21 protein-coding genes and 1 riboswitch are annotated in these 18,591 nt (G+C 41.2%); of the genes, 8 read left to right on the forward strand and 13 right to left on the reverse strand.

The genetic code is table 11. The annotated features are described in order from the left end of the window. Nucleotides 1-11: 11 nt before the first annotated feature. The 4 genes from VOI17_RS00265 to pnuC form a co-directional block, all read right to left on the reverse strand. Nucleotides 12-659, reverse strand: coding sequence for a hypothetical protein (locus VOI17_RS00265; protein WP_323755231.1), 648 nt, complete (start codon nt 657-659; stop codon nt 12-14). Between the two features lie 252 nt (nt 660-911). Continuing rightward, nucleotides 912-3,368 carry a TonB-dependent receptor gene (locus VOI17_RS00270; protein WP_323755232.1) on the reverse strand — a complete coding sequence of 819 codons (2,457 nt, stop codon included), beginning with the start codon at nt 3,366-3,368 and terminating at the stop codon, nt 912-914. Between the two features lie 53 nt (nt 3,369-3,421). Then, nucleotides 3,422-3,518, reverse strand: a riboswitch (TPP riboswitch). 21 nt (nt 3,519-3,539) lie between these two features. Further along, a complete protein-coding gene (locus VOI17_RS00275) occupies nt 3,540-4,049 on the reverse strand; it encodes an ATP-binding protein (protein ID WP_323755233.1) in 510 nt (169 codons plus the stop codon). Continuing rightward, complete coding sequence (gene pnuC / locus VOI17_RS00280) at nt 4,042-4,755, reverse strand: nicotinamide riboside transporter PnuC (RefSeq protein WP_323755234.1); 714 nt, start codon at nt 4,753-4,755, stop codon at nt 4,042-4,044. The genes VOI17_RS00275 and pnuC overlap by 8 nt, the downstream gene beginning before the upstream one ends. Here pnuC and VOI17_RS00285 point away from each other — a divergent pair. The 3 genes from VOI17_RS00285 to guaB all read left to right on the forward strand — a co-directional run bounded on the left by VOI17_RS00285 (nt 4,754) and on the right by guaB (nt 8,010). Then, complete coding sequence (locus tag VOI17_RS00285) at nt 4,754-5,272, forward strand: thioredoxin family protein (protein ID WP_323755235.1); 519 nt, start codon at nt 4,754-4,756, stop codon at nt 5,270-5,272. The genes pnuC and VOI17_RS00285 overlap by 2 nt on opposite strands. A gap of 2 nt (nt 5,273-5,274) precedes the next feature. Beyond that, complete coding sequence (locus VOI17_RS00290; protein ID WP_323755236.1) at nt 5,275-6,426, forward strand: aminotransferase class V-fold PLP-dependent enzyme; 1,152 nt, start codon at nt 5,275-5,277, stop codon at nt 6,424-6,426. A gap of 111 nt (nt 6,427-6,537) precedes the next feature. After that, entirely contained in the window at nt 6,538-8,010 is a 1,473-nt protein-coding gene (guaB, locus tag VOI17_RS00295) for an IMP dehydrogenase (protein ID WP_323755237.1), read from the forward strand. Between the two features lie 130 nt (nt 8,011-8,140). Here the strand turns inward: guaB and VOI17_RS00300 are convergent, their stop codons facing one another. The 4 genes from VOI17_RS00300 to lepB form a co-directional block, all read right to left on the reverse strand. Beyond that, nucleotides 8,141-9,157: a DUF4407 domain-containing protein gene (locus tag VOI17_RS00300; protein WP_323755238.1), complete on the reverse strand. Its 1,017-nt coding sequence runs from the start codon at nt 9,155-9,157 to the stop codon at nt 8,141-8,143. A 422-nt stretch (nt 9,158-9,579) separates the two neighbouring features. After that, nucleotides 9,580-10,833 carry a M14-type cytosolic carboxypeptidase gene (locus tag VOI17_RS00305; RefSeq protein ID WP_323755239.1) on the reverse strand — a complete coding sequence of 418 codons (1,254 nt, stop codon included), beginning with the start codon at nt 10,831-10,833 and terminating at the stop codon, nt 9,580-9,582. A gap of 57 nt (nt 10,834-10,890) precedes the next feature. Further along, a complete protein-coding gene (locus tag VOI17_RS00310; RefSeq protein ID WP_323755240.1) occupies nt 10,891-11,337 on the reverse strand; it encodes a hypothetical protein in 447 nt (148 codons plus the stop codon). Next, complete coding sequence (lepB, locus tag VOI17_RS00315) at nt 11,337-12,539, reverse strand: signal peptidase I (protein ID WP_323755241.1); 1,203 nt, start codon at nt 12,537-12,539, stop codon at nt 11,337-11,339. Before lepB ends, VOI17_RS00310 begins: the two co-directional genes overlap by 1 nt. Nucleotides 12,540-12,727: 188 nt before the next feature. Between lepB and VOI17_RS00320 the strand changes: the two genes are divergently transcribed. From VOI17_RS00320 to VOI17_RS00335, 4 genes are all read left to right on the forward strand, one after another. Further along, complete coding sequence (locus tag VOI17_RS00320; protein WP_323755242.1) at nt 12,728-13,363, forward strand: ABC transporter ATP-binding protein; 636 nt, start codon at nt 12,728-12,730, stop codon at nt 13,361-13,363. Further along, nucleotides 13,360-14,610 carry an ABC transporter permease gene (locus tag VOI17_RS00325; protein ID WP_323755243.1) on the forward strand — a complete coding sequence of 417 codons (1,251 nt, stop codon included), beginning with the start codon at nt 13,360-13,362 and terminating at the stop codon, nt 14,608-14,610. Before VOI17_RS00320 ends, VOI17_RS00325 begins: the two co-directional genes overlap by 4 nt. Nucleotide 14,611: 1 nt before the next feature. After that, the gene (locus VOI17_RS00330) at nt 14,612-15,073 is read left to right on the forward strand and encodes a hypothetical protein (protein WP_323755244.1); all 462 of its coding nucleotides are present in this window, start codon (nt 14,612-14,614) and stop codon (nt 15,071-15,073) included. A 70-nt stretch (nt 15,074-15,143) separates the two neighbouring features. Then, nucleotides 15,144-15,548: a hypothetical protein gene (locus VOI17_RS00335; protein ID WP_323755245.1), complete on the forward strand. Its 405-nt coding sequence runs from the start codon at nt 15,144-15,146 to the stop codon at nt 15,546-15,548. Nucleotides 15,549-15,550: 2 nt separating this feature from the next. Here VOI17_RS00335 and VOI17_RS00340 read toward each other — a convergent pair whose 3' ends face one another. From VOI17_RS00340 to VOI17_RS00350, 3 genes are read right to left on the reverse strand one after another with little or no spacing between them, the layout of a single operon-like run. Next, nucleotides 15,551-16,009 (reverse strand): cytochrome c, encoded by a 459-nt coding sequence (locus tag VOI17_RS00340; protein WP_323755246.1) that lies wholly within the window; start codon nt 16,007-16,009, stop codon nt 15,551-15,553. Continuing rightward, nucleotides 16,006-16,650 (reverse strand): SCO family protein, encoded by a 645-nt coding sequence (locus VOI17_RS00345; protein WP_323755247.1) that lies wholly within the window; start codon nt 16,648-16,650, stop codon nt 16,006-16,008. Before VOI17_RS00345 ends, VOI17_RS00340 begins: the two co-directional genes overlap by 4 nt. A 5-nt stretch (nt 16,651-16,655) precedes the next feature. Further along, nucleotides 16,656-17,201, reverse strand: a complete 546-nt coding sequence (locus VOI17_RS00350) for a CopD family protein (protein WP_323755248.1) — start codon at nt 17,199-17,201, stop codon at nt 16,656-16,658. A 131-nt stretch (nt 17,202-17,332) separates the two neighbouring features. Here VOI17_RS00350 and VOI17_RS00355 point away from each other — a divergent pair, with 131 nt between their 5' ends. Beyond that, nucleotides 17,333-17,803, forward strand: coding sequence for a nuclear transport factor 2 family protein (locus VOI17_RS00355; RefSeq protein WP_323755249.1), 471 nt, complete (start codon nt 17,333-17,335; stop codon nt 17,801-17,803). Between the two features lie 4 nt (nt 17,804-17,807). Here VOI17_RS00355 and VOI17_RS00360 read toward each other — a convergent pair whose 3' ends face one another. Next, on the reverse strand, nt 17,808-17,969 hold the full coding sequence (locus VOI17_RS00360) for a hypothetical protein (RefSeq protein WP_323755250.1): 162 nt from the start codon (nt 17,967-17,969) through the stop codon (nt 17,808-17,810). 192 nt (nt 17,970-18,161) lie between these two features. After that, nucleotides 18,162-18,560 carry a hypothetical protein gene (locus tag VOI17_RS00365; RefSeq protein ID WP_323755251.1) on the reverse strand — a complete coding sequence of 133 codons (399 nt, stop codon included), beginning with the start codon at nt 18,558-18,560 and terminating at the stop codon, nt 18,162-18,164. Nucleotides 18,561-18,591 lie beyond the last annotated feature (31 nt).

The following is an 18,591-nucleotide window of genomic DNA, read 5'->3' on the forward strand; positions in this document are numbered from 1 at the left end:
GTCGGCTGTTTCTATTTATAGCTGTCGGTGGTAACGGCTTCTACTATCCAAAGAGGCTTTTCGTTGGTTTTGAGTTTGATTCTCCCAGTGATCTCGGCAGTAAGCTCAATCGGTTCCAAAAGCATTTCATTCTCATAATCACCATAAAACCCTTCGGAAGTAAAAAAGGTATTTTGCGCTACAGGGTGAATACCGAAATGGTGACTGACCATCACCCATTTTTCAAAATGTCCGCTCGAAACGTAAGTCCACTTTTGGTGAATGGCAAAAACGATACTGTCGATTTGCTTTGAGAATTCTCTTACTGTATCGAGCACTGTGGACTGGTAAATATCAGCCATCACATTTACTGCAGGGTATTTATGGTCGAGCAGAAAGATATAAGCACAGGCGAGTAAATTATCGTCTTCAAAGCCCAATAACTGCACTGGAGATTGTTCCGCAAGCCTTGGCTTGAGCGTTTGCAGGTTGGTGATATTGGCCACCACCACATCAATTTTAATTCCCCATTTTAGCACTTCGTTGAGGGCCTTTTCGGTAACAATAACGGTAGGGCTCCATTCCAAAAGTTGGTCTACATCCTCTATTGTTAAGGCTTGCGGATCGTCAATGAGTAAAGCTGGCTCTTGTTCGTCTCTAACAATATGGTGTGATGACATGCGGTGGATTTCCTTGGTTAAATACGGTGTTCAAAATTGCAGCATTTTTAAGGAATCAAAAACGATTGGTCAGAGAATTTTGATAAAGTAGTGTAGTACTAACTATAGATCCTTCCTTCGTCAGGATACAAAACTATAAAACAGGCTTTCTCTGTAATGCTATCCTTTGAGCCCTACATAGGTAACCTTAAAATCAAAAAACCCTCAGCAAACTAATGCCGAGGGCTCTTCGAAATACTAAAAAATCTATCTTTAAAACTTCAAGCCTAAGGATAACAAGAAGTTAGTGCCTGCTTGAGGATAAAGGTAATTCTCCCTTACCTCGTAATTAGCACCACCAAAGTAACCAAAGGTGTATCCGTTCGATTCGTATTCAACATTGAAGATATTATTCACCAATAAATTCAGCGTTAGCTCTTTTACGAAACTCGGCTTAATGCTGTAATTCACTCTAAAATCATTGATGAAGAAAGCATCGATTTGACGGTTTTCATTCGAAGTATTGTCCAAATACTGATCGCCTACATATTTAGAAAGAAGGCTCAACGACAAGCCAGAAGTTGGCTTATAAGTCAATTGCCCACCTGCAATCACACTTGGAGAATATGAAATATCGGCATCAGTATAGTTGTTTCTGACTTCGTTGTATTCGTCAAAGGCAGCACCGTAATCATACAGTACTTCTTCAAAATTCTTGATCTTATTTTCGCTTAAAGTAAGGTTCGCGTTTAACTCCAAACCTCTAGCCAGCTCTACTCCTGCCTGAAGTTCAATTCCCATTCGATAGCTATTGGCCACGTTGGTTCTGATGCTCGACCCTACATCGTTCACCTCGCCTGTCAATACTAATTGGTCTTTATAGTCCATCAAATAGTAATTCGCTTCAAAAGCAAACTTTGACTTGTTCAGTCTATAACCTACTTCAAGGTTGTTTAACTGTTCCGCCTTAGGATCCGCTCCAGTCGGTGCATCAATAATGTCTGAACGGTTTGGTTCTTTGTTCGCCCTAGCATAAGAAATGTAGGCGTTTGCATTAGCGTTTACTTGGTAAGTCAAGCCCAATTTTGGGTTGAAGAACGAATAATGGTTGTCGAAATTGAAAGCCTTTAAATCGTTATCGTTGCCACTGCTGGCATAGTTTACTGTCCTCACCTGCAAGTCGCCATAAAGGTTAATCTTATCATTGGCTTGGTAGTTTACCTTCACAAAATTGTTGAAGTCGAATTTCTCTGAAGTGCTTTCGTAATACCTGTCTCCAATGCGGCTGTTGCTTGCATACTCGGCCCAAATAATTTCACCAAAGTGATCGCCTTTGTATTCATTGTAGGCTCCACCGAAATTAGCTTGTAGGTTTTCGGTTTCGTAGTTCAAGCCATAAGTCACTCCGTAAAAGTCATTGTCCAACCAACGTCTTCTAATCAAATCTGTAGATTCAATGGTGGTTGCGCCTACTGTTACATTGTTCAAACCATAGTCTGCGAAATCTTCATCTGCTTTATATTCTTCAAAAAAACCAGCACCCTTGGTGTAGTGTAATGAAGTGTTAAAGCTCAATGGCTCATTAATCTTATGTGAGAAATGGGCTTGATAATGGGCTTGCTTGTAATCGTCTACTTGATTTTGGTAGTCGTAGAAATTATAAGTTCTGCCAGAATTACGAAGATTAGCGGCCTGCTCGGCTGACAAACCATTGTTGGCAATTACCGCATCAATTCCTGCGGCATCGTTCTTGATTTTTGCTTCTGGCGTTCCATACCAACTTTGATAGGTGCGCTCTTTACCCGCAAAGGTGATCAATTTCAGAATTGATTTATTGCCATAATAACCGCCAGACATGTAGTATGAACTAAGGTCAGAAGATGCCCTGTCAATGTAACCATCCGATGAAATATTGGACAACCTACCTTCGAAAGCAAAGTTGTTTTCCAACAAACCAGTCTTAAACACTCCGTTATACTTTTGGGTGTTAAATGAGCCCACTGAAGTGTTGATACTCGCCTCCGCATCTTGGCTCAAATTGTTGGTGGCAATGTTAATTGAACCGCCAAAAGCACCTGCGCCATTGGTTGATGTTCCCACACCACGCTGCACTTGCACATTGTCTGTCGAAGTAGCCAAATCAGGCATGTTCACCCAAAAAGTACCCTGCGATTCAGAGTCATTTATAGGAATACCGTTGATGGTTACGTTAATTCGGGCGCCATCGCTACCACGAATTCGAATGCCTGTATAGCCTACGCCTGCACCCGCATCAGAGGTTACCACTACAGAGGGAGTCCAGTTCAGTAAAAAAGGCAGGTCTTGCCCTAAATTCTGTTGCTCTATTTCTTCCTTCGATACCTCAGAAAAAGTAGTTGGCGTGTTTTCACTTGCCCGAATTCCCGTCACCACTACCGACTCTAACTTGGTTAAATCCGACTTCAGCTTGAGGTCAAGGTTCATACTACCAACGACTTCTACTGTTCTGTTTAAGGTAGTATAGCTGACCATACTTACCTTGACATTGTAAGTGCCTGGAGGAATATTGTTCAACTCAAATTTACCTTCTGCATTGGTAGAAGTGCCTTTTTGAATCGATTCAATAGTCACATTGGCACCAAAAACTGGTGATCCGGTAGCGTCATCCACAACCGTTCCTTTCAGGGAATGTTGCGCGAACACACCCGTTGCTGTCAGCACTAAAGCCAACGTCAAAATTAATTTTTGCATTTTGTAATTTTAAATGGTTCACAAACGAAGCGCCAGGGGAAGCGCTCCCTTTTTAAATGTTTACCATACCTCCCTTCGGCAGCATTACCTGCATCAGGTTCAATGGGTATAATCTCAGCCCGTTGTTATAGGGCACCCCTTAATTCGCGACAAAGGTAAAATAGTTTTTAACTATAGCAAGGCGCCAATTGCTTTCTTGGCTTGCTCCAAGCGCGTTTGCAAATCACCTTGCGCCACAATGAAAGCTTTGTCATTGTCTTTCATCAAGTTGTGATAGATATCGAAAAAGTGAGGTCTCATTTCTGGATTTTCTCTCAATGGATCATCTTCATAGGGAACATCGAAGAATGTGAGAATGTACAGATCATAATACTGCACCTTAAGCTGGTTCAATATCCATGGGTCACAAGTCCCATATTTGTGTTCACTCCACACTTTAATCACGTGTAAATCAGTATCACAGAAAAGAAGTTCTCGCGCTGCTTTTTTCTTTAGCTTTTGGCTGTCAATCTGCCCTTTGGCTATTTCCAAAAGGTCGGATTGCACATAAGGTCTGTCGAGTTGGTTTAAATAATCTCTCGCATATTCAGGCACCCAAACGGTATTGTATTGATCTGCTAGAACTTTTGTTAAAGTAGTTTTTCCAGTACTCTCTGGACCAATAATCGCTACTTTAATCATGCTGTTTTTGTGGTTGATTCATCATGGTTTTTTTCCAAGCCATGTATCCTGCAATGGCCATCCCAATGTATAAGAAGTAAAGAAAAGAGTAAAAATATAGCTCTTTGTAGAAGTAAACGCCTGTGGCAATGACGTCTACCGCAAACCAGTAATACCAGTTGTCAATTTTTTTTCTGGCCGTTAACCACATTCCAGTTACACTCAAAATAGAGGTGGTACTATCCCAATAAGGCAATGCTGCTGGCTCCACTCCTTCAAAAATGGAAGGAATATTGATTAGAAATTGACCGAAGGTGAAAATCCCAACAATGGTGAGCAAGAGAAAGATGATACTCCGTTTTGAGTTGGTATGGGTAATAACTACGTCTGGCTCCTTGTCTCCCTTCCCTTTTACCCAATAGTACCAGCCATAAATATTGAGTACAAGGAAGAATATGTGCAGAATGAAGTCTCCGTATAATCGTGCTTCCCAAAAAACAAAAAAGGAAACAATGACATAAGCAATTCCTGCGGGCCAGGTCCAGATACTTTCTTTGATTAAAAAGAGTACAGCCAATATTCCAAAAACTAGTCCGGAAAGCTCCCACACACTAATTTCTTGTGCATAAGAAATGATGTCTTGCCAGATGTCGTTGAGTTGCATGTCGCCAAAGATATAATTTTGTGGTATATTTCGTTTGTTGATTTTAAACAGAATGGAGATCATGAAAGCGATTATTATGTTAATGGTGATTCTCGTTGCCTTCCCTTTAGTAATGAACGGGCAAGAGACGGAATACAATGTAGAGACCAAAAGTGTGTCAACCCGTGTAGATAAAATATTGAATGGGCCAATCACCAAAGAAGGGCTTCAACAAATGCCTTATAAGCTCTGGTTCAACACCAATTATAAGACCTATAGGGTTAACGCAGAACTACTTAAAGACGCTAAGAAAAAGAAGATCAAAGACCTGAAAATACTTGCCTTTATGGGTACTTGGTGTCATGATAGTAACCGAGAGATACCTCGTTTAATGCGTATTATGGATGATATGGGAATTGCTGACCAGTTAGAGATATATGCACTGGATGTAGATAAAACTAGTTTGAAAGGAAAGGAAAAAGGCTACGACATTAAGAACACACCTACTATTATTTTTTACCTGAATGGAGAGGAAGTAAAGCGCGTGATTGAAGAGCCTGAAGGTACTTTTGAAGAAGAGTTGGTACGCATTTTAAAATAGCCATGCTCCAAAACCAAAGTCACCTTTTTAATTTACCGCAAGACATTACTTATCTCAATTGCGGTTATATGTCGCCTATGCTCAAATCGGTGGCGGAAGTCGGAGTGAGGGCTGTGTACGGAAAGGAAGACCCGACCACAATTAAGCCCGAAGACTTTTTTAAAAATGGCGAATTGCTCAGGGCAGAATTTGCCAAACTGATCAATGTAAAAAATGAAAACCTTTGTGCCATTACGCCTTCAGCCTCTTACGGCATGGCCAATGTGGCCAAAAACCTTCAAGTAGAAAAAGGCGATAACATCATTATTCCCGAAGGGCAATTCCCCAGCAATGTGTATGCTTGGAAGGAACTGGAGAAGGAAAAGGGAGTGAAATTGCGTATTGTGAATGCTCCGGAAACCGCAGAAAATCGTGGCAAACTTTGGAACGAACGCATTCTAGAAGCCATCGACAGTAAAACCAAAATGGTAGCCATTGGCCATATTCATTGGGCGGACGGCACCAAATTCGACCTGAAGAAAATTAGGGAACGAACCAGGGAAGTAGGCGCACTTTTAGTGATCGATGGCACACAATCCATTGGCGCTTTGCCTTTTGATGTGCAAGAATTTCAACCCGATGCTGTAGTGGCTTCTGGCTACAAATGGCTGATGGGGCCTTATGCAACAGGCATGACTTATTTTGGTGAATATTTCGAAAGCGGAAAACCCATTGAGAATAATTGGATGAACCGACTGGACAGTCAGAATTTTGCCAATTTGGTGAACTATCAGGATGAATATCAGCCGGGGGCTATCCGATATGAAGTAGGCGAAAGTGCCAACTTTATTCTTACCCCAATGCTTACCGAAGCACTGCGTCAAGTAAATGCCTGGGAGCCAGAAAACATTCAAGCCTATTGTAAGTCGATTGCCCATGAAGCACAGCAAGCGTTGGCCAAAATGGGTTTTCAAGTTGAATCTGCCGATTATCGTAGTGAACACCTTTTTGGAATCCGATTGCCAAAAGGGCTTGATTTAGAGATGGTGAAAAACCGTCTGGCTGGCGACAAGGTTTTTGTTTCTGTACGCGGAAATTCCATCCGAGTGTCACCCCACGTCTATAATACCAAAGAAGACTTTGGTCGCTTACTTCATTCACTGAAGCAGGTATAAGCCTACTGAGACGTATTAAAGTCGAAAGAAAATTAATATTCAGCGCATAGTTTTTTTAATCAGTCAATCTCCGTAATTTTGTCCGGCAAATAAACCCTGTTTTTATTTGCCATGGCTCTCGACACAAACAAATTCCTTTTTGAAGCACTGACCTACGATGATGTCCTGCTTCTCCCTGCTTACTCTGACATTTTACCCAGAGATACCAACACAAAAACTTTACTTACCAGAAACATTCAGTTGAATATTCCATTGGTTTCGGCCGCTATGGATACTGTAACCGAATATGAATTGGCCATTGCAATGGCGCTGGAAGGTGGCTTGGGCTTCATTCATAAAAACATGAAGGTGGCTGAACAAGCCCAGCAAGTGCGAAAAGTAAAACGTTCGCAAAGCGGAATGATTTTAGACCCAATTACCCTAGATGTAGAAAGTACGGCAAGAGATGCGGACAAAATCATGCGTGAGAATAAAATTGGTGGTATTCCTGTGGTGGATAAAGATCAAAACTTGGTCGGTATTATTACCAACCGCGACATGCGCTTTATCAAAGACATGACCAAGCCGGTGCGCGACATCATGACCGTTGAAAACCTGATTACCGCAAAAATGGGGATCAGTTTGGGTGAAGCCGAGAGCATTCTTCAAGAGTTCAAAATCGAAAAACTTCCGATTATAGATGAGCATGGTAAGCTGAGTGGCTTGATTACCTACAAGGATATTCTGAAAAACAGAGACAGACCCAACGCTTGTAAAGACGAATACGGTCGTTTGAGAGTAGGCGCTGCCGTTGGGGTGACTCCAGATATTATCGAAAGAATTGATGCATTAAAAAATGCAGGTGTAGATGTTATCTCTATCGATACGGCCCATGGTCATTCTAAGGGCGTGATTGATATGGCAAAACGCGTGAAGGCTGCTTATCCTGACATGGAGTTGATTATGGGGAATATTGCTACGGCTGCTGCAGCAAAAGCTTTGGTAGATGCCGGTGCCGATGGCATTAAAGTGGGTGTTGGCCCAGGTAGTATCTGTACAACGCGAGTAATTGCGGGTGTGGGCATGCCACAGCTCTCGGCTGTATATGAGTCGGCTAAAGCCATTCAAGGCTCAGGCGTTCCGATCATAGCCGATGGCGGTATCCGTTACTCTGGCGACTTGGTAAAGGCCATTGCTGGCGGTGCAAGTACAATTATGATTGGCTCTTTGCTTGCTGGAACTGAAGAAGCTCCGGGCGAAGTAATTCTTTACGAAGGAAGAAAATTCAAATCGTACAGAGGCATGGGGTCTATAGAGGCCATGGAAGATGGATCGAAAGACCGTTACTTCCAAGATGCGGAAGATGACATTAAGAAATTAGTACCAGAAGGAATCGTAGGCCGTGTACCTTACAAGGGAACGGTTCAGGAAATGCTTTACCAATTAACAGGTGGTTTGAAAGCAGGAATGGGCTACTGTGGTGCGGGCACTATTGAAGATTTGCAAAAAGCGCAATTCGTGAAAATCACCAATGCGGGCATGAGCGAAAGCCATCCGCATGATATTATGATTACCCGCGAAGCGCCTAACTACAGCAGAAGGTAAATCTGATTTACTCAGACTGATAATATTTAAGCCACTCATTTGAGTGGCTTTTTTGTTTGAAATGAACCGTCACTCTGAGTGTCTTGCCATTAAGGCAAGACCGCGAGAGTCTGTTGAATGTACCTCCAAGTTAATTTCCATGAAACGTAGAATAGCCCTTCACTTTTTCATAGGTGTTATGGTCCATTTCGGCTAGTTTTTCGATGTTATGGTTTTTGTAGAAGTGTTCTCTGATTTCCAGCATTTCATCATAAGGCCCACGGCCAGAAATTAGTTTGGCTACAATTGGGGTACACTCCAATAGAATGAAAAGCAGCATAATAAAAATATTAGCGAAATGAATGGCTGTGTTTTCTTCTCCCAAAATTCTTAAGGCTTGTAATTGAGCCGCCATGCCATTCCAAGGATTACGCTTGAGGTTGGTGATTTCAGTTTGCTTGGCTGCGAAAAGGGCATCCCATTCTTGCTGTTTATCTGCTATTAGGGGTAGGTTGGTGGTTTGTAATTCAGTCAATTCCTTTTGTGCCTGATCGGCATCTGCTTTTTTGAGTTGGTAAATAGGACCAGCATTTCTTTTTCCAGAACCACCAGTGCCATCCGCTTCTTGCTGAGCCGCTTTGGCTAACTCATCACGCTTTTCAGTTTTGGCTACGATTTCATTTTTTAGACTACCAATTTGTCCATCTATTGTTGCCAGTTGCGTGGTGTACCTACGCTCTAAATCAATAATCTCTTTCTGATAAATTTCTTCTTCCAGCGTAATCAGTTTTCGATCAATTTCTTTTGAGAAAATTCGTAATTCTAAAGGTTTCGAAATCACGATGGCCAGCATAATGGCCAATAATATTCGGGGAGAAGCGGTGAAGAATTCGCGTGCAAAACCTTTTTTATTTTTCCGCATTGTAGAAACAATAAAGCGGTCGAGGTTGAAAATAATGGTGCCCCAAAGTAGGCCAAAGGCCAGTGCCCACCAAACGTTTTCGAAAACGGTATGAAAGGCATATCCGCCTGAAAGTGCAGCTAAAACGCCAGTGAAGAAAACGGAAGCGCCTATTCCTGTGTATTTTGAAGCATCGGTGGGGCATCGATTCAATAATGAGCGGTTGACCCCCGCACAGAACCAGAAAAATTCTTTGAGTTGTTGCATGTTGTTTGTGTTGGTGACCTTTGGACTATTTGACCGTCCGTTTTTAGGTTGTTGGAAGAACAACGTAATGAGTATCAAATATGTTGTGTTAACCAGTACCTTTTAATACAAGGTAGTGATCTCAGATATAAATCACTAAAAAACAGGCTGCATCAAAAGAGTCTGTCAGATGAATTCTCAAAACCATCGGTAACCGCTGTCCCCCTCAACCTGAAATAGATAGATTGGAGTAGCGAAGTTTTTTGGAGAGGGAGGATTTCAGCTGTGATAGAAGAAACCGCTACTTTCAACGCTTTACACTAGTTCACAATGGTCTTTTCCTAATAGAAGCAATGCGCTACAAGCGCAAAATAAGATAGGCACTCGCCACAGGCCAGCACCAGTTTCGGCAGTGGACAAGTAAGCGCTAGTTACAGCTATAGTTACTTTTGATCCGCACCATTATATTCCTCTAAAAGCAGTTTCATCATTTCCTGGGCGCTTACTTTGCCTTTCTCTTTGATCAAATCTCTAGGGGTGTCATCGCCAATTTCATAGGTAATGCCTTCGGCTTTGAACTGGCTATAAAACCAGTTTTTTGAAACGGCTGAACCCACTGCTGCGGGACTGATTCTGCCTTGGTCTTGCGGAACACGGGTGAAAATACTTTCAATCCACTCCTTAGCAAAACCTTGAATGACGGATTCAACAGTATCGTGATACGTATAATAGACATCGGAAAAAGTAGAATGGAAATCGAGACCGAGTTTTACGTCACCACCAGAAGCATTTACCTTTTCAACAATATCAGAACAGACCTGCTCAATTTCTGGCTGTCTGTAAAAAGCCCAATCGCGGTTTAAATCTACTCCGCCAGTACTATGCCTCCAATGCCCTAAGTCTACACCATCGGGGTTAAGCATTGGGTAAACGATCAGTCGGTACTGGTCTAAGAATTTATTACTAAGCTCGCTATCGTTCACGATTTCTTCAAGAAAAGCCATCATGGCCAAGTTGCCGGTTACTTCTGGCGGGTGTTGCCTGCTGAGCACCACCACAATGTCTTTGCCTGCTGCGCTCCCATTGGTAATGTCCATATTGAGCAAGTCACGGCCCAGTTTAGATTTCCCAATGACCTCGTGTTGAGTTTTTGCAGAAGTAAAAGTCTGTGTCCATTCCAGCATATCGGTAGAATTTATGATTTCCTGAGCTGCAATGTACAGCGTGTCTGCACTAAGGTTTACTGTCATGGTGGCACTTTGACGATCTTCTGCCACGGTAAACTTGGTGCTGTCCAACGCGGTCCAATTTTCTCTATCGGTACTGGTTTTTGGCCAGTAACGATGTCTGCCAAACCCGTATTTCAGTGTAATGTCAACGGTCTTTTCATCTTCGGAATAAATTCTAAAAGCATACCAAGCGCTGGGGTTTATGGGCGTGTTTTCTGGACTAATTTCAACTTGATAATGGTTTTTACCTACTGAACTGAAGTTGTTCATTCGGGCACCGTCAAATAGATTATCGGCTGTTACGCCTTCCCCCATAAGGGTGTAACTGCGCTTTTCCTGCGGGGCTATTTCTTTATCGTTAGTGTCGTTTTTTTGTGCGTAATCAAATTCAGTAAGTACATATTGAGGTTTGGTGTCACAAGAAACGAGGAATAAGGCCAGAAAGGCCAAAGAAAAAAATGCTTTCATTCTTCAATATGACTATTGAAATGAAAGCATACAATTAAGTTCGTATAAGTGGTGTGGCTAGTCTTTTGCGTCTTGTACCTCTACATCGTTGAGTATGTACATCAAGCGCAAAGGGTCATCTGAGTTTAAGGTAAGTACTCCCGTTACTTTAACTTTCTTTTCGGTGTACTTTACTTCCTTTTTGCTAAACACTTCGGCTACTGTTTCTGGACCAGCGCCTCCACAAAAAAAGCAATTGGCAAAAGGCAAAGACGATAATACAAAGTAGTTTTCACCCCTTAGTTCATCCAAAGGAATCATCCAGCCTTCAAGACTAATTTTCTTTCCGTCAAGGGCTTTTACCTGACTAGCAAAATCATAATGTTCAATATCGATACTCAAGACTTCATCAAAGCTCTTTTCAACAGTTACGTGCGAAAGTGTCTTCCACATGTTTTGCTCTTGAGCAAAGCTTGAAAATGAAATACTTAAAACGAAGAATATGAAAATAAGTCCTTTACGCATTATTTTATCAAATCAAATATTCTATTCCAACGAATGTTTTCGAAGAATCCAGCATCTGGATTGGTTCTATCAATAGACCAGAAAATGAATAAAGGTTTACCTACAATATGATCTGCGGGTACAAAACCCCATGAGCGAGAATCCTCAGAGTTGTGTCGGTTATCGCCCATCATATAGTAATACCCTTGTTTGAAGGTGTACTCCGTAATTTTCTGCCCTTCGATAAATACTTCACTTCCTCTAATTTCTACATCGTCATTCCCTTCGTAATGCTCTATTGGAGTGCGGTATAAATCTACGTTCTCTGGTGTCAGCTGAATGGTTTGTCCTTTTTCTGGCATCGCCAAAGGGCCAAAAAAGTCGATTGTCCAACCAAAGTCCGTTACAGGGTTATAGGCAGTATATTCCGCCCCTAAGTATTGTTGTGATTCAGGAAAAGCAGTATAACCTTCACCCTCTCTGTAAACTACTTTTTCAACACTCTTAATGAAGTTCAGTTTGGCCAGTTCATCGGCCTGTTCTTGGCTGGTGTTCATATAAAAGCCCAATTTTCCATTGTATTGATAATTGGAAGAAGCTGAAGTAGCATAGGTATCCATTGGGTTGTCATCGGTATAGTCGGTAATACCCAATTCCCTCATGAATTTTGCATGAACGCCATCAATACCATTTTGAGTTTCAACAAAATAGCTGGTTTGCATGTGTGGAGGGTTCTCCATAGGATCGCCATTGATGTATACTTGTTGGTTTCTTACTTCCAAAGTGTCGCCAGGAATGGCTATGCAACGCTTTACGTAAAACGTTTTAATGTCGGTTGGGTACTTTAAATCTGGTGGGTAGTTAAAAACCACAGGCTCCCCTCTTCTTACTTTTCTAAAACCCGGTAGTCTGTATTGTGGAAGTTGGATACCGTCCCAGTAAGATGGAATTCCAGATCCCCAAAAGTCTTGATGCGCCAAAGGAAATTTTATAGGTGTTTTTGGCGTTCGGGCGCCATAGTGCAATTTGCTAACAAAAAGGTGGTCGCCAATGAGCATGGAGTTCTCCATGGATCCCGTAGGAATGGCATAGGCTTCGATAAATAGACCTCGGATAATAGTGACCGCTATTAGCGCGAAAAGCACGTCATTGAAGAGTTCTCTAAAGAAACCCTTCTTCTGTTTTGGCGCCTTGTCTTTTTTCTTTTTAAAGAAATCCAACATATAAATCTTCAATTTTGAGTAAGCTGTAAAGGTATTATTTATTCTTAAAAATTCGAGACATTCAAAAGGGGAATGACTTTCATTGAAACGAAGGAGCGCTATAATGGTTATTCTGGCTAGAAATCCACCATCGGTTACCGTTTTAAGGCACAAGTTGGTTACTTAGCATTTGAATTTTTGAAAGGGATATGATCACCATAGAAAACCTAAATTTCGGATATTCAGAAAAGCGAATTCTGTCCATTTCCCATATGGAAATAAAGGAAAAACAGCATCTGATGATTCTTGGTAAGTCAGGAAGCGGAAAAACGACCTTGCTCCACATTCTTGGTGGGCTATTAAAACCTGCTCAGGGCAAGGTGCTCATTGACGATACCGATTTATATGGTCTTTCAGGCACTGAAATGGACAAGTACAGAGGTCAAAACATTGGCCTTGTTTTTCAAAAAGCACATTTAATTTCGGCACTTACCGTAAAGGATAACCTTTTACTGGCGCAGTATTTTTCTGGAACGACTCAGGATAAGCAGCGTATCAAAGAAGTTTTGGACACCTTGAATTTGGGCGAAAAACTGAATTCTAAAGTAAGACAGTTGAGCCAAGGAGAACAGCAAAGGGTGACGATAGCCAGGGCTTTGCTGAACAAGCCTCGTTTGGTTTTGGCCGATGAACCTACCGCAAGTTTAGATGATGACAATGCAAACAGTGTAATTCAGCTGCTGAAAGAGCAGGCCGAAAATCACAATGCCTCATTGATTATTGCCACGCACGATCAGCGTGTGAAGGCTGCTTTTGATTTACAACTAAACCTGGACGAGCAATGAACCTGTTTTTACTTAGTTGGAAATACATAAAGGACAAACCCCTCAATACATTTTTGAATGTGTTGCTGATGGGTTTAGGGATTGCAATCATTTTGGTATTGTTGATTCTCAATTCTCAGTTGGAGGAAAATCTTTCCAAGAACAAGAGAGGAATTGATTTGGTAGTTGGTGCTAAGGGTAGTCCCTTGCAGTTGATTTTGGCCAATGTATATCACATTGACTTCCCTACAGGCAATATAAAATTAGATGAAGCCAAAGCTTTGACCCGAAATCGTCAGGTGAAATCTGCCATTCCTTTGGCGTTGGGTGACAATTATCAAGGTTTTAGAATTGTGGGGACTAACCATGACTATGTAAAGCTTTATGAGGGAGCTCTATCGGAAGGAGCTTTATGGAAATACAATTTAGAATGCACCATTGGACCCAATGTAGCCATGCAGTTGGGACTGAAGGTAGGTGATGTGTTTTTCGGAGCACATGGTTTAAGCGATACGGACCTTGACCATGATGAGGCCAGCTATAAAGTAGTGGGCATTCTCGAACCTAGTAACACCGCCTTGGACAACCTAATTTTGACCAATATTGAAAGCATTTGGCAGGTGCATGATCATACAGAAGAAGAGGGAGAGAAAGAAGCAGATCATGACCACCAACCTGTGTTAGGTTCTGCTTATGAAACGGGCATGCCAGAAGGTGGACCTGATGCTGAAATTACTTCTATGCTGATTCAGTTTAGGTCGGCCATGGGGGCAGTTACCATGCCCAGAATGATTAACAGCAATACCAATATGCAGGCTGCTTCACCAGCTTTCGAAACCCAAAGGTTGTTTTCGTTAATGGGGATTGGTGTAAACATGATCAAAAGCTTTGCGTATATTATCATCGTTATAGCGGGATTGAGTATTTTCATTTCCCTTTATAATGCCCTGAAAGACAGGAAGTACGATTTGGCTATTATGCGATCGTTGGGTGCTTCAAAAAGCAAGCTGTTTGTACATGTTATTTTTGAAGGCATCATCATCACCACGATTGGTGGAGTTTTAGGCTTTATTCTCGGTCACGGTTTGGTAGAATTCTTGACGGGACTTTATGAGAAATCCGATGCCATTGGTATTTCAGGAATGGTTTTGGTGAAGGGTGAATTCTACGTTTTCTTAATTAGTGTTGGCATAGGGGTTTTGGCTTCAATTCTGCCAGCGTTTAATGCATACAGAACAGATATTTCGAAAGTATTAGCACAAGAGTGACATGAAAAAATTATTGACAGTACTATTAACCACAGTTGTATCGGTTGGGCTTAACGCTCAAGAGGTGAAAATTTCTGGAGCGAAACTATGGAAAACCTTAACAGAGGTAACCTATGAAATCTCTAAGGATGAATATGGCGATGTGTACCTTCCTGTATTTAGCAAAGAAATTCAGGCAGTAGAAGGTCAAGAAGTGGAGATTGACGGTTATATCATCCCTTTTGAGGGGATGTTTAAACCCACCCAATTAATTATTTCATCACTGCCCATAAGTGAATGCTTCTTTTGTGGTTCTGGTGGCCCAGAAACCGTAATGGAAGTGACTATGAAAGAGCAAATCAAATACACCACTAAACGGATTAGAATTAGGGGTAAACTGGCATTGAATAAGAAAGATCCTGACAAATTGATGTACATCTTAACAGATGGTGTTTTTGCAGGTTTGGCTTACGATAGTTACTAGCTTATTCTTCATGAAATTGCTTGGGGCTTCACTTGTCAAAAGTTAGCTTTACGCAAAATTATTCCCTGTTATGAAAAGAGTTGTTTCGTTATTCGTAATTGTATTGTTCGTTTTTGCTTGTGCCAAGAAGGAAGACAAGTTTGAAACGCTGAAAACGGAAGTTTTTGCCATTCACGATGAAGTGATGCCCAAAATGGGTGAGTTAATGTCACTGAAAAAGAAGGTGCTTGATAAAGTTGAAGGCAGCGAAAACCCTGATGAACTTAGAGATATTGCCTTGAGCTTGGAGAAAGCGCAGTCAGGCATGATGAAATGGATGAACGACTGGGGCACCAACTCTACTCCGCACGTCAATAATGAATCTACAGAAGAAGCGAAACTAACCTTTATTAATGCTGAAATAGAAAAAGTGAAGAAGGTGAGAGAAGAGATCAATAGTAGTATAGCTGAAGCCAAGAAAGCCTTAAACAACTAAGATTACTCTTTTTCTGAAAGACTACTGATCACTTCTTCAGTAGTGAAACTTCCAACCTCATTTCCCCAAGTATTCCCTACATAGGTAAGTATTTCGGCCACTTCAATGTCAGTTAATTTAGGATTGGCTGGCATTGGCTGATTAAACTCCACCCCATTTACCGAAATTGGGCCATGCAATCCGAACTTTACTATGCGAGGTAAATCGGCTCTATTATTTTTCAGAAAATCAGATTTAGCCAAAGGCGGAATTAGTCTGCCGAGCCCTTCTCCATTTTCCATGTGGCAGTTTTGGCATATGGTTTTGTAAAGCCTTCGCCCATTGGAATAGTACTGCGTCTCCTTTTGATCAAAGCCGCTCAGCGTACTACTTGGCGTTTCGTTATCTGCTGCTTTTTTACTGTCTGAGCAGCTCGTAGCCAAACCTACAATGAGGGAGAATAAGAATAGCTGCTTTTTCATTCGTCTTCGTATTCCTTTAGTAATCGGTCGATGTCATTCATCAGAATATCGACAGATGAGGCTACAGTGCCATCATAAAAACCTCTGACTCGTCTTTCTTTGTCTATCAAAATAAAAGCACCACTATGGATGTATCCGCCTTCTGCTGTTTCATCTTCGCCCACTTGTACCATGTACCCAGCTGCAGTGCCCAGCTCATAGATTTCGGATTTATTACCCGTTACAAAGTGCCATACTTTGTTGTCCATAATGCCAAGTCGCTCCGAATAGTCTTTTAAATAAGCAACGGTGTCATGGTCTGGATCGATGGTGTGTGATATAATTCCGAACTCAGGGTTTGATTGGAAGCGGCCGTAAATACGAAGCATTTGCTGCTTCATAATAGGGCAAATGGTTGGGCAAGTACCGAAGAAAAAGTCGGCTACATACACTTTGTTTTCAAAGGTTTTAGGCGTTACCTCTACACTATCCTGATCTACAAAGCTGTAATCTGGAATGGTGTGGTAAACCGTGTCTATTGTTCCGTTGGCTTCTATATAATCTGTTCTTCCTAAAATAGGGAGTTTAGATTTTTGCTGAGAGTTACATGCCGAAAATCCGAATGCAAACACTAAAATGATCACTGCCAATTGCTTTTTCATACCTACTATCTTCCTTCGTTTTGATTCCTTATTCTTTTGTAAATTCTTATGCCCAACATTAAAAGTACTGCTACCAATACAAAGCCTATCGTCCCCTTAATCCAGTTGAGTTCATTCTTCAATACGATTAAAAAGACGACTGAGATTAAGATAATTGTGGCGATTTCATTAAAGATTCGCAGTTGGATTGAAGTGTATTTTATAATGTCGTTTTGAAGCTGTTTATAGAGCTTATGACAAGCGAAATGATAAACATATAACAGCAGAACAAAGCTGAGCTTAATCTGCATAAATGGAAGCGAGAGCATAGCGGGATTACTGATGATCATCCAACTTCCGAAAAACAGTGTGAGTATTGCTGACGGCCAAGTGATAATGAACCACAATCTGTTGGACATTAACTTCAATTGAGTGCCAAGAATGGACCTGTCTGGCTCTGGCTTTTCTGAAGCTTCAACTTGATAAATAAAGAGCCTCACAATATAAAACAGCCCTGCAAACCAGGTGACTATAAAAATTATGTGTAATGCTTTAATGTAAGGATCAGCCATTTCACTTGTTTGTGCAAAGGTAAACCTAAAACGTTTTCGACCTAAATATTATACTAAGAAAGCGATCAAAATGGTTTACGCTCGGCAACTATTTTCGAACGAATGTTTAACTTGTTTGAAATGCAGAAATTATGAAAACGATTTTAACGCTGGGGATAACCTTTATCATGTTGGCCTTTACCCAAACTACACCACTAAAAGCACAGTCGGATGAATCTATGATCAAAGAGACCATCATGGCCATGTTTGACGGAATGAGAAAAGGAGATAGTACTTTGGTCCGTTTCGCTTTTGCAGATAATGCCATTATGCAAGGCATTGACAAAGATAGAACAGGGAAAACAGTAGTGAGAGATGGCGGAGGCTTGAAGAATTTTTTAAATGCTGTAGGAACTCCGCATGATCAGGTTTGGGATGAGCAGATTGAATTTAGCAGCATTTTGATTGATGGTGCAATGGCATCCGTTTGGACACCCTATGAATTTCATCTTGGTGGAAAATTCTCACACTGTGGAGTCAATTCTTTTCAACTTTATAAAGGAGAGAAGGGCTGGAAGATCATTTACTTGGTAGACACCAGAAGAAAGGATGCTTGTAAATAGCGTATTACCTACTTCGCTTATAATGGGCGTCAATAATATCTTGAACAGATACTCTTTTATGTGCCATTGTTTCGGTAGATAACGGCTTACTGTAATTTTGAGAAGTGACTTTTACTTTTTCTCTACCAGACTCATTCTGCTTGTGGTTTGGGCTAAATTGTTCCATTAGTTTTTCTTTAACTATTGCTTAAAATTTAACAAACGGGTTGAGTCTCTAATGAATGTATGAAATTAGAAGCGGCAATCAAACTTTGCTGACAATAGTGCTTTATGATCTTCGATCAGTTTAAAAGGCTAAGCTTGCTTTCTCCAAACTACGTTATTAATAAGGTTAGCTTCGTCAACACCCTATCAAAATTTATTGGGCGTAAATACCTTTGAGGCCTAACTCCTCAATGTCTACCAGTTGGAATTCGATAAATGGAGCAACTATGAATTTTTTATCGAACAGCTCTCCAACAATGTAATAGCTGATCCAAAATTCATTTTGAAATGAAAACACTTCAGGGCTTATCATTTCAATAGGAGCTGTGCTTTGGGCCTCGATGGTTCCTAAAGTATGCCTTAGTGTTGATGTCTTCCTTCCTTCGCCATTTGTTTTTTCTAGTCCTTTGGACACTATGAGCACATCCGTCAGTTCAATCAGGTTTTTGTTAATGACATAGGCATGCCATTCGCTTTCACCTAAACTGTTTGTGCTTTTGGCAATTGCTATTTTAACACCGGTTACTTCAGGGAATAAGATGTCTTTTTTCATAACAAGTTCTTGAAGGACTTTCTTTTTGAGA

This window comes from Roseivirga sp., assembly GCF_034669765.1.
Taxonomy (GTDB): Bacteria; Bacteroidota; Bacteroidia; order Cytophagales; family Cyclobacteriaceae; genus Roseivirga.

What these genes read in the sequence shown, in the direction of transcription:
- VOI17_RS00340 (WP_323755246.1), bottom strand. Translation starts at nt 16,009, where the DNA reads ATGAAAAAGCAGCTATTCTTATTCTCCCTCATTGTAGGTTTGGCTACG.
- VOI17_RS00350 (WP_323755248.1), bottom strand. Translation starts at nt 17,201, where the DNA reads ATGGCTGATCCTTACATTAAAGCATTACACATAATTTTTATAGTCACC.
- VOI17_RS00355 (WP_323755249.1), top strand. Translation starts at nt 17,333, where the DNA reads ATGAAAACGATTTTAACGCTGGGGATAACCTTTATCATGTTGGCCTTT.
- VOI17_RS00345 (WP_323755247.1), bottom strand. Translation starts at nt 16,650, where the DNA reads ATGAAAAAGCAATTGGCAGTGATCATTTTAGTGTTTGCATTCGGATTT.
- VOI17_RS00310 (WP_323755240.1), bottom strand. Translation starts at nt 11,337, where the DNA reads ATGCGTAAAGGACTTATTTTCATATTCTTCGTTTTAAGTATTTCATTT.
- VOI17_RS00320 (WP_323755242.1), top strand. Translation starts at nt 12,728, where the DNA reads ATGATCACCATAGAAAACCTAAATTTCGGATATTCAGAAAAGCGAATT.
- VOI17_RS00360 (WP_323755250.1), bottom strand. Translation starts at nt 17,969, where the DNA reads ATGGAACAATTTAGCCCAAACCACAAGCAGAATGAGTCTGGTAGAGAA.
- VOI17_RS00335 (WP_323755245.1), top strand. Translation starts at nt 15,144, where the DNA reads ATGAAAAGAGTTGTTTCGTTATTCGTAATTGTATTGTTCGTTTTTGCT.
- VOI17_RS00290 (WP_323755236.1), top strand. Translation starts at nt 5,275, where the DNA reads ATGCTCCAAAACCAAAGTCACCTTTTTAATTTACCGCAAGACATTACT.
- pnuC (WP_323755234.1), bottom strand. Translation starts at nt 4,755, where the DNA reads ATGATCTCCATTCTGTTTAAAATCAACAAACGAAATATACCACAAAAT.
- VOI17_RS00330 (WP_323755244.1), top strand. Translation starts at nt 14,612, where the DNA reads ATGAAAAAATTATTGACAGTACTATTAACCACAGTTGTATCGGTTGGG.
- guaB (WP_323755237.1), top strand. Translation starts at nt 6,538, where the DNA reads ATGGCTCTCGACACAAACAAATTCCTTTTTGAAGCACTGACCTACGAT.
- VOI17_RS00275 (WP_323755233.1), bottom strand. Translation starts at nt 4,049, where the DNA reads ATGATTAAAGTAGCGATTATTGGTCCAGAGAGTACTGGAAAAACTACT.
- VOI17_RS00300 (WP_323755238.1), bottom strand. Translation starts at nt 9,157, where the DNA reads ATGCAACAACTCAAAGAATTTTTCTGGTTCTGTGCGGGGGTCAACCGC.
- VOI17_RS00285 (WP_323755235.1), top strand. Translation starts at nt 4,754, where the DNA reads ATGAAAGCGATTATTATGTTAATGGTGATTCTCGTTGCCTTCCCTTTA.
- VOI17_RS00305 (WP_323755239.1), bottom strand. Translation starts at nt 10,833, where the DNA reads ATGAAAGCATTTTTTTCTTTGGCCTTTCTGGCCTTATTCCTCGTTTCT.
- lepB (WP_323755241.1), bottom strand. Translation starts at nt 12,539, where the DNA reads ATGTTGGATTTCTTTAAAAAGAAAAAAGACAAGGCGCCAAAACAGAAG.
- VOI17_RS00325 (WP_323755243.1), top strand. Translation starts at nt 13,360, where the DNA reads ATGAACCTGTTTTTACTTAGTTGGAAATACATAAAGGACAAACCCCTC.
- VOI17_RS00365 (WP_323755251.1), bottom strand. Translation starts at nt 18,560, where the DNA reads ATGAAAAAAGACATCTTATTCCCTGAAGTAACCGGTGTTAAAATAGCA.
- VOI17_RS00265 (WP_323755231.1), bottom strand. Translation starts at nt 659, where the DNA reads ATGTCATCACACCATATTGTTAGAGACGAACAAGAGCCAGCTTTACTC.
- VOI17_RS00270 (WP_323755232.1), bottom strand. Translation starts at nt 3,368, where the DNA reads ATGCAAAAATTAATTTTGACGTTGGCTTTAGTGCTGACAGCAACGGGT.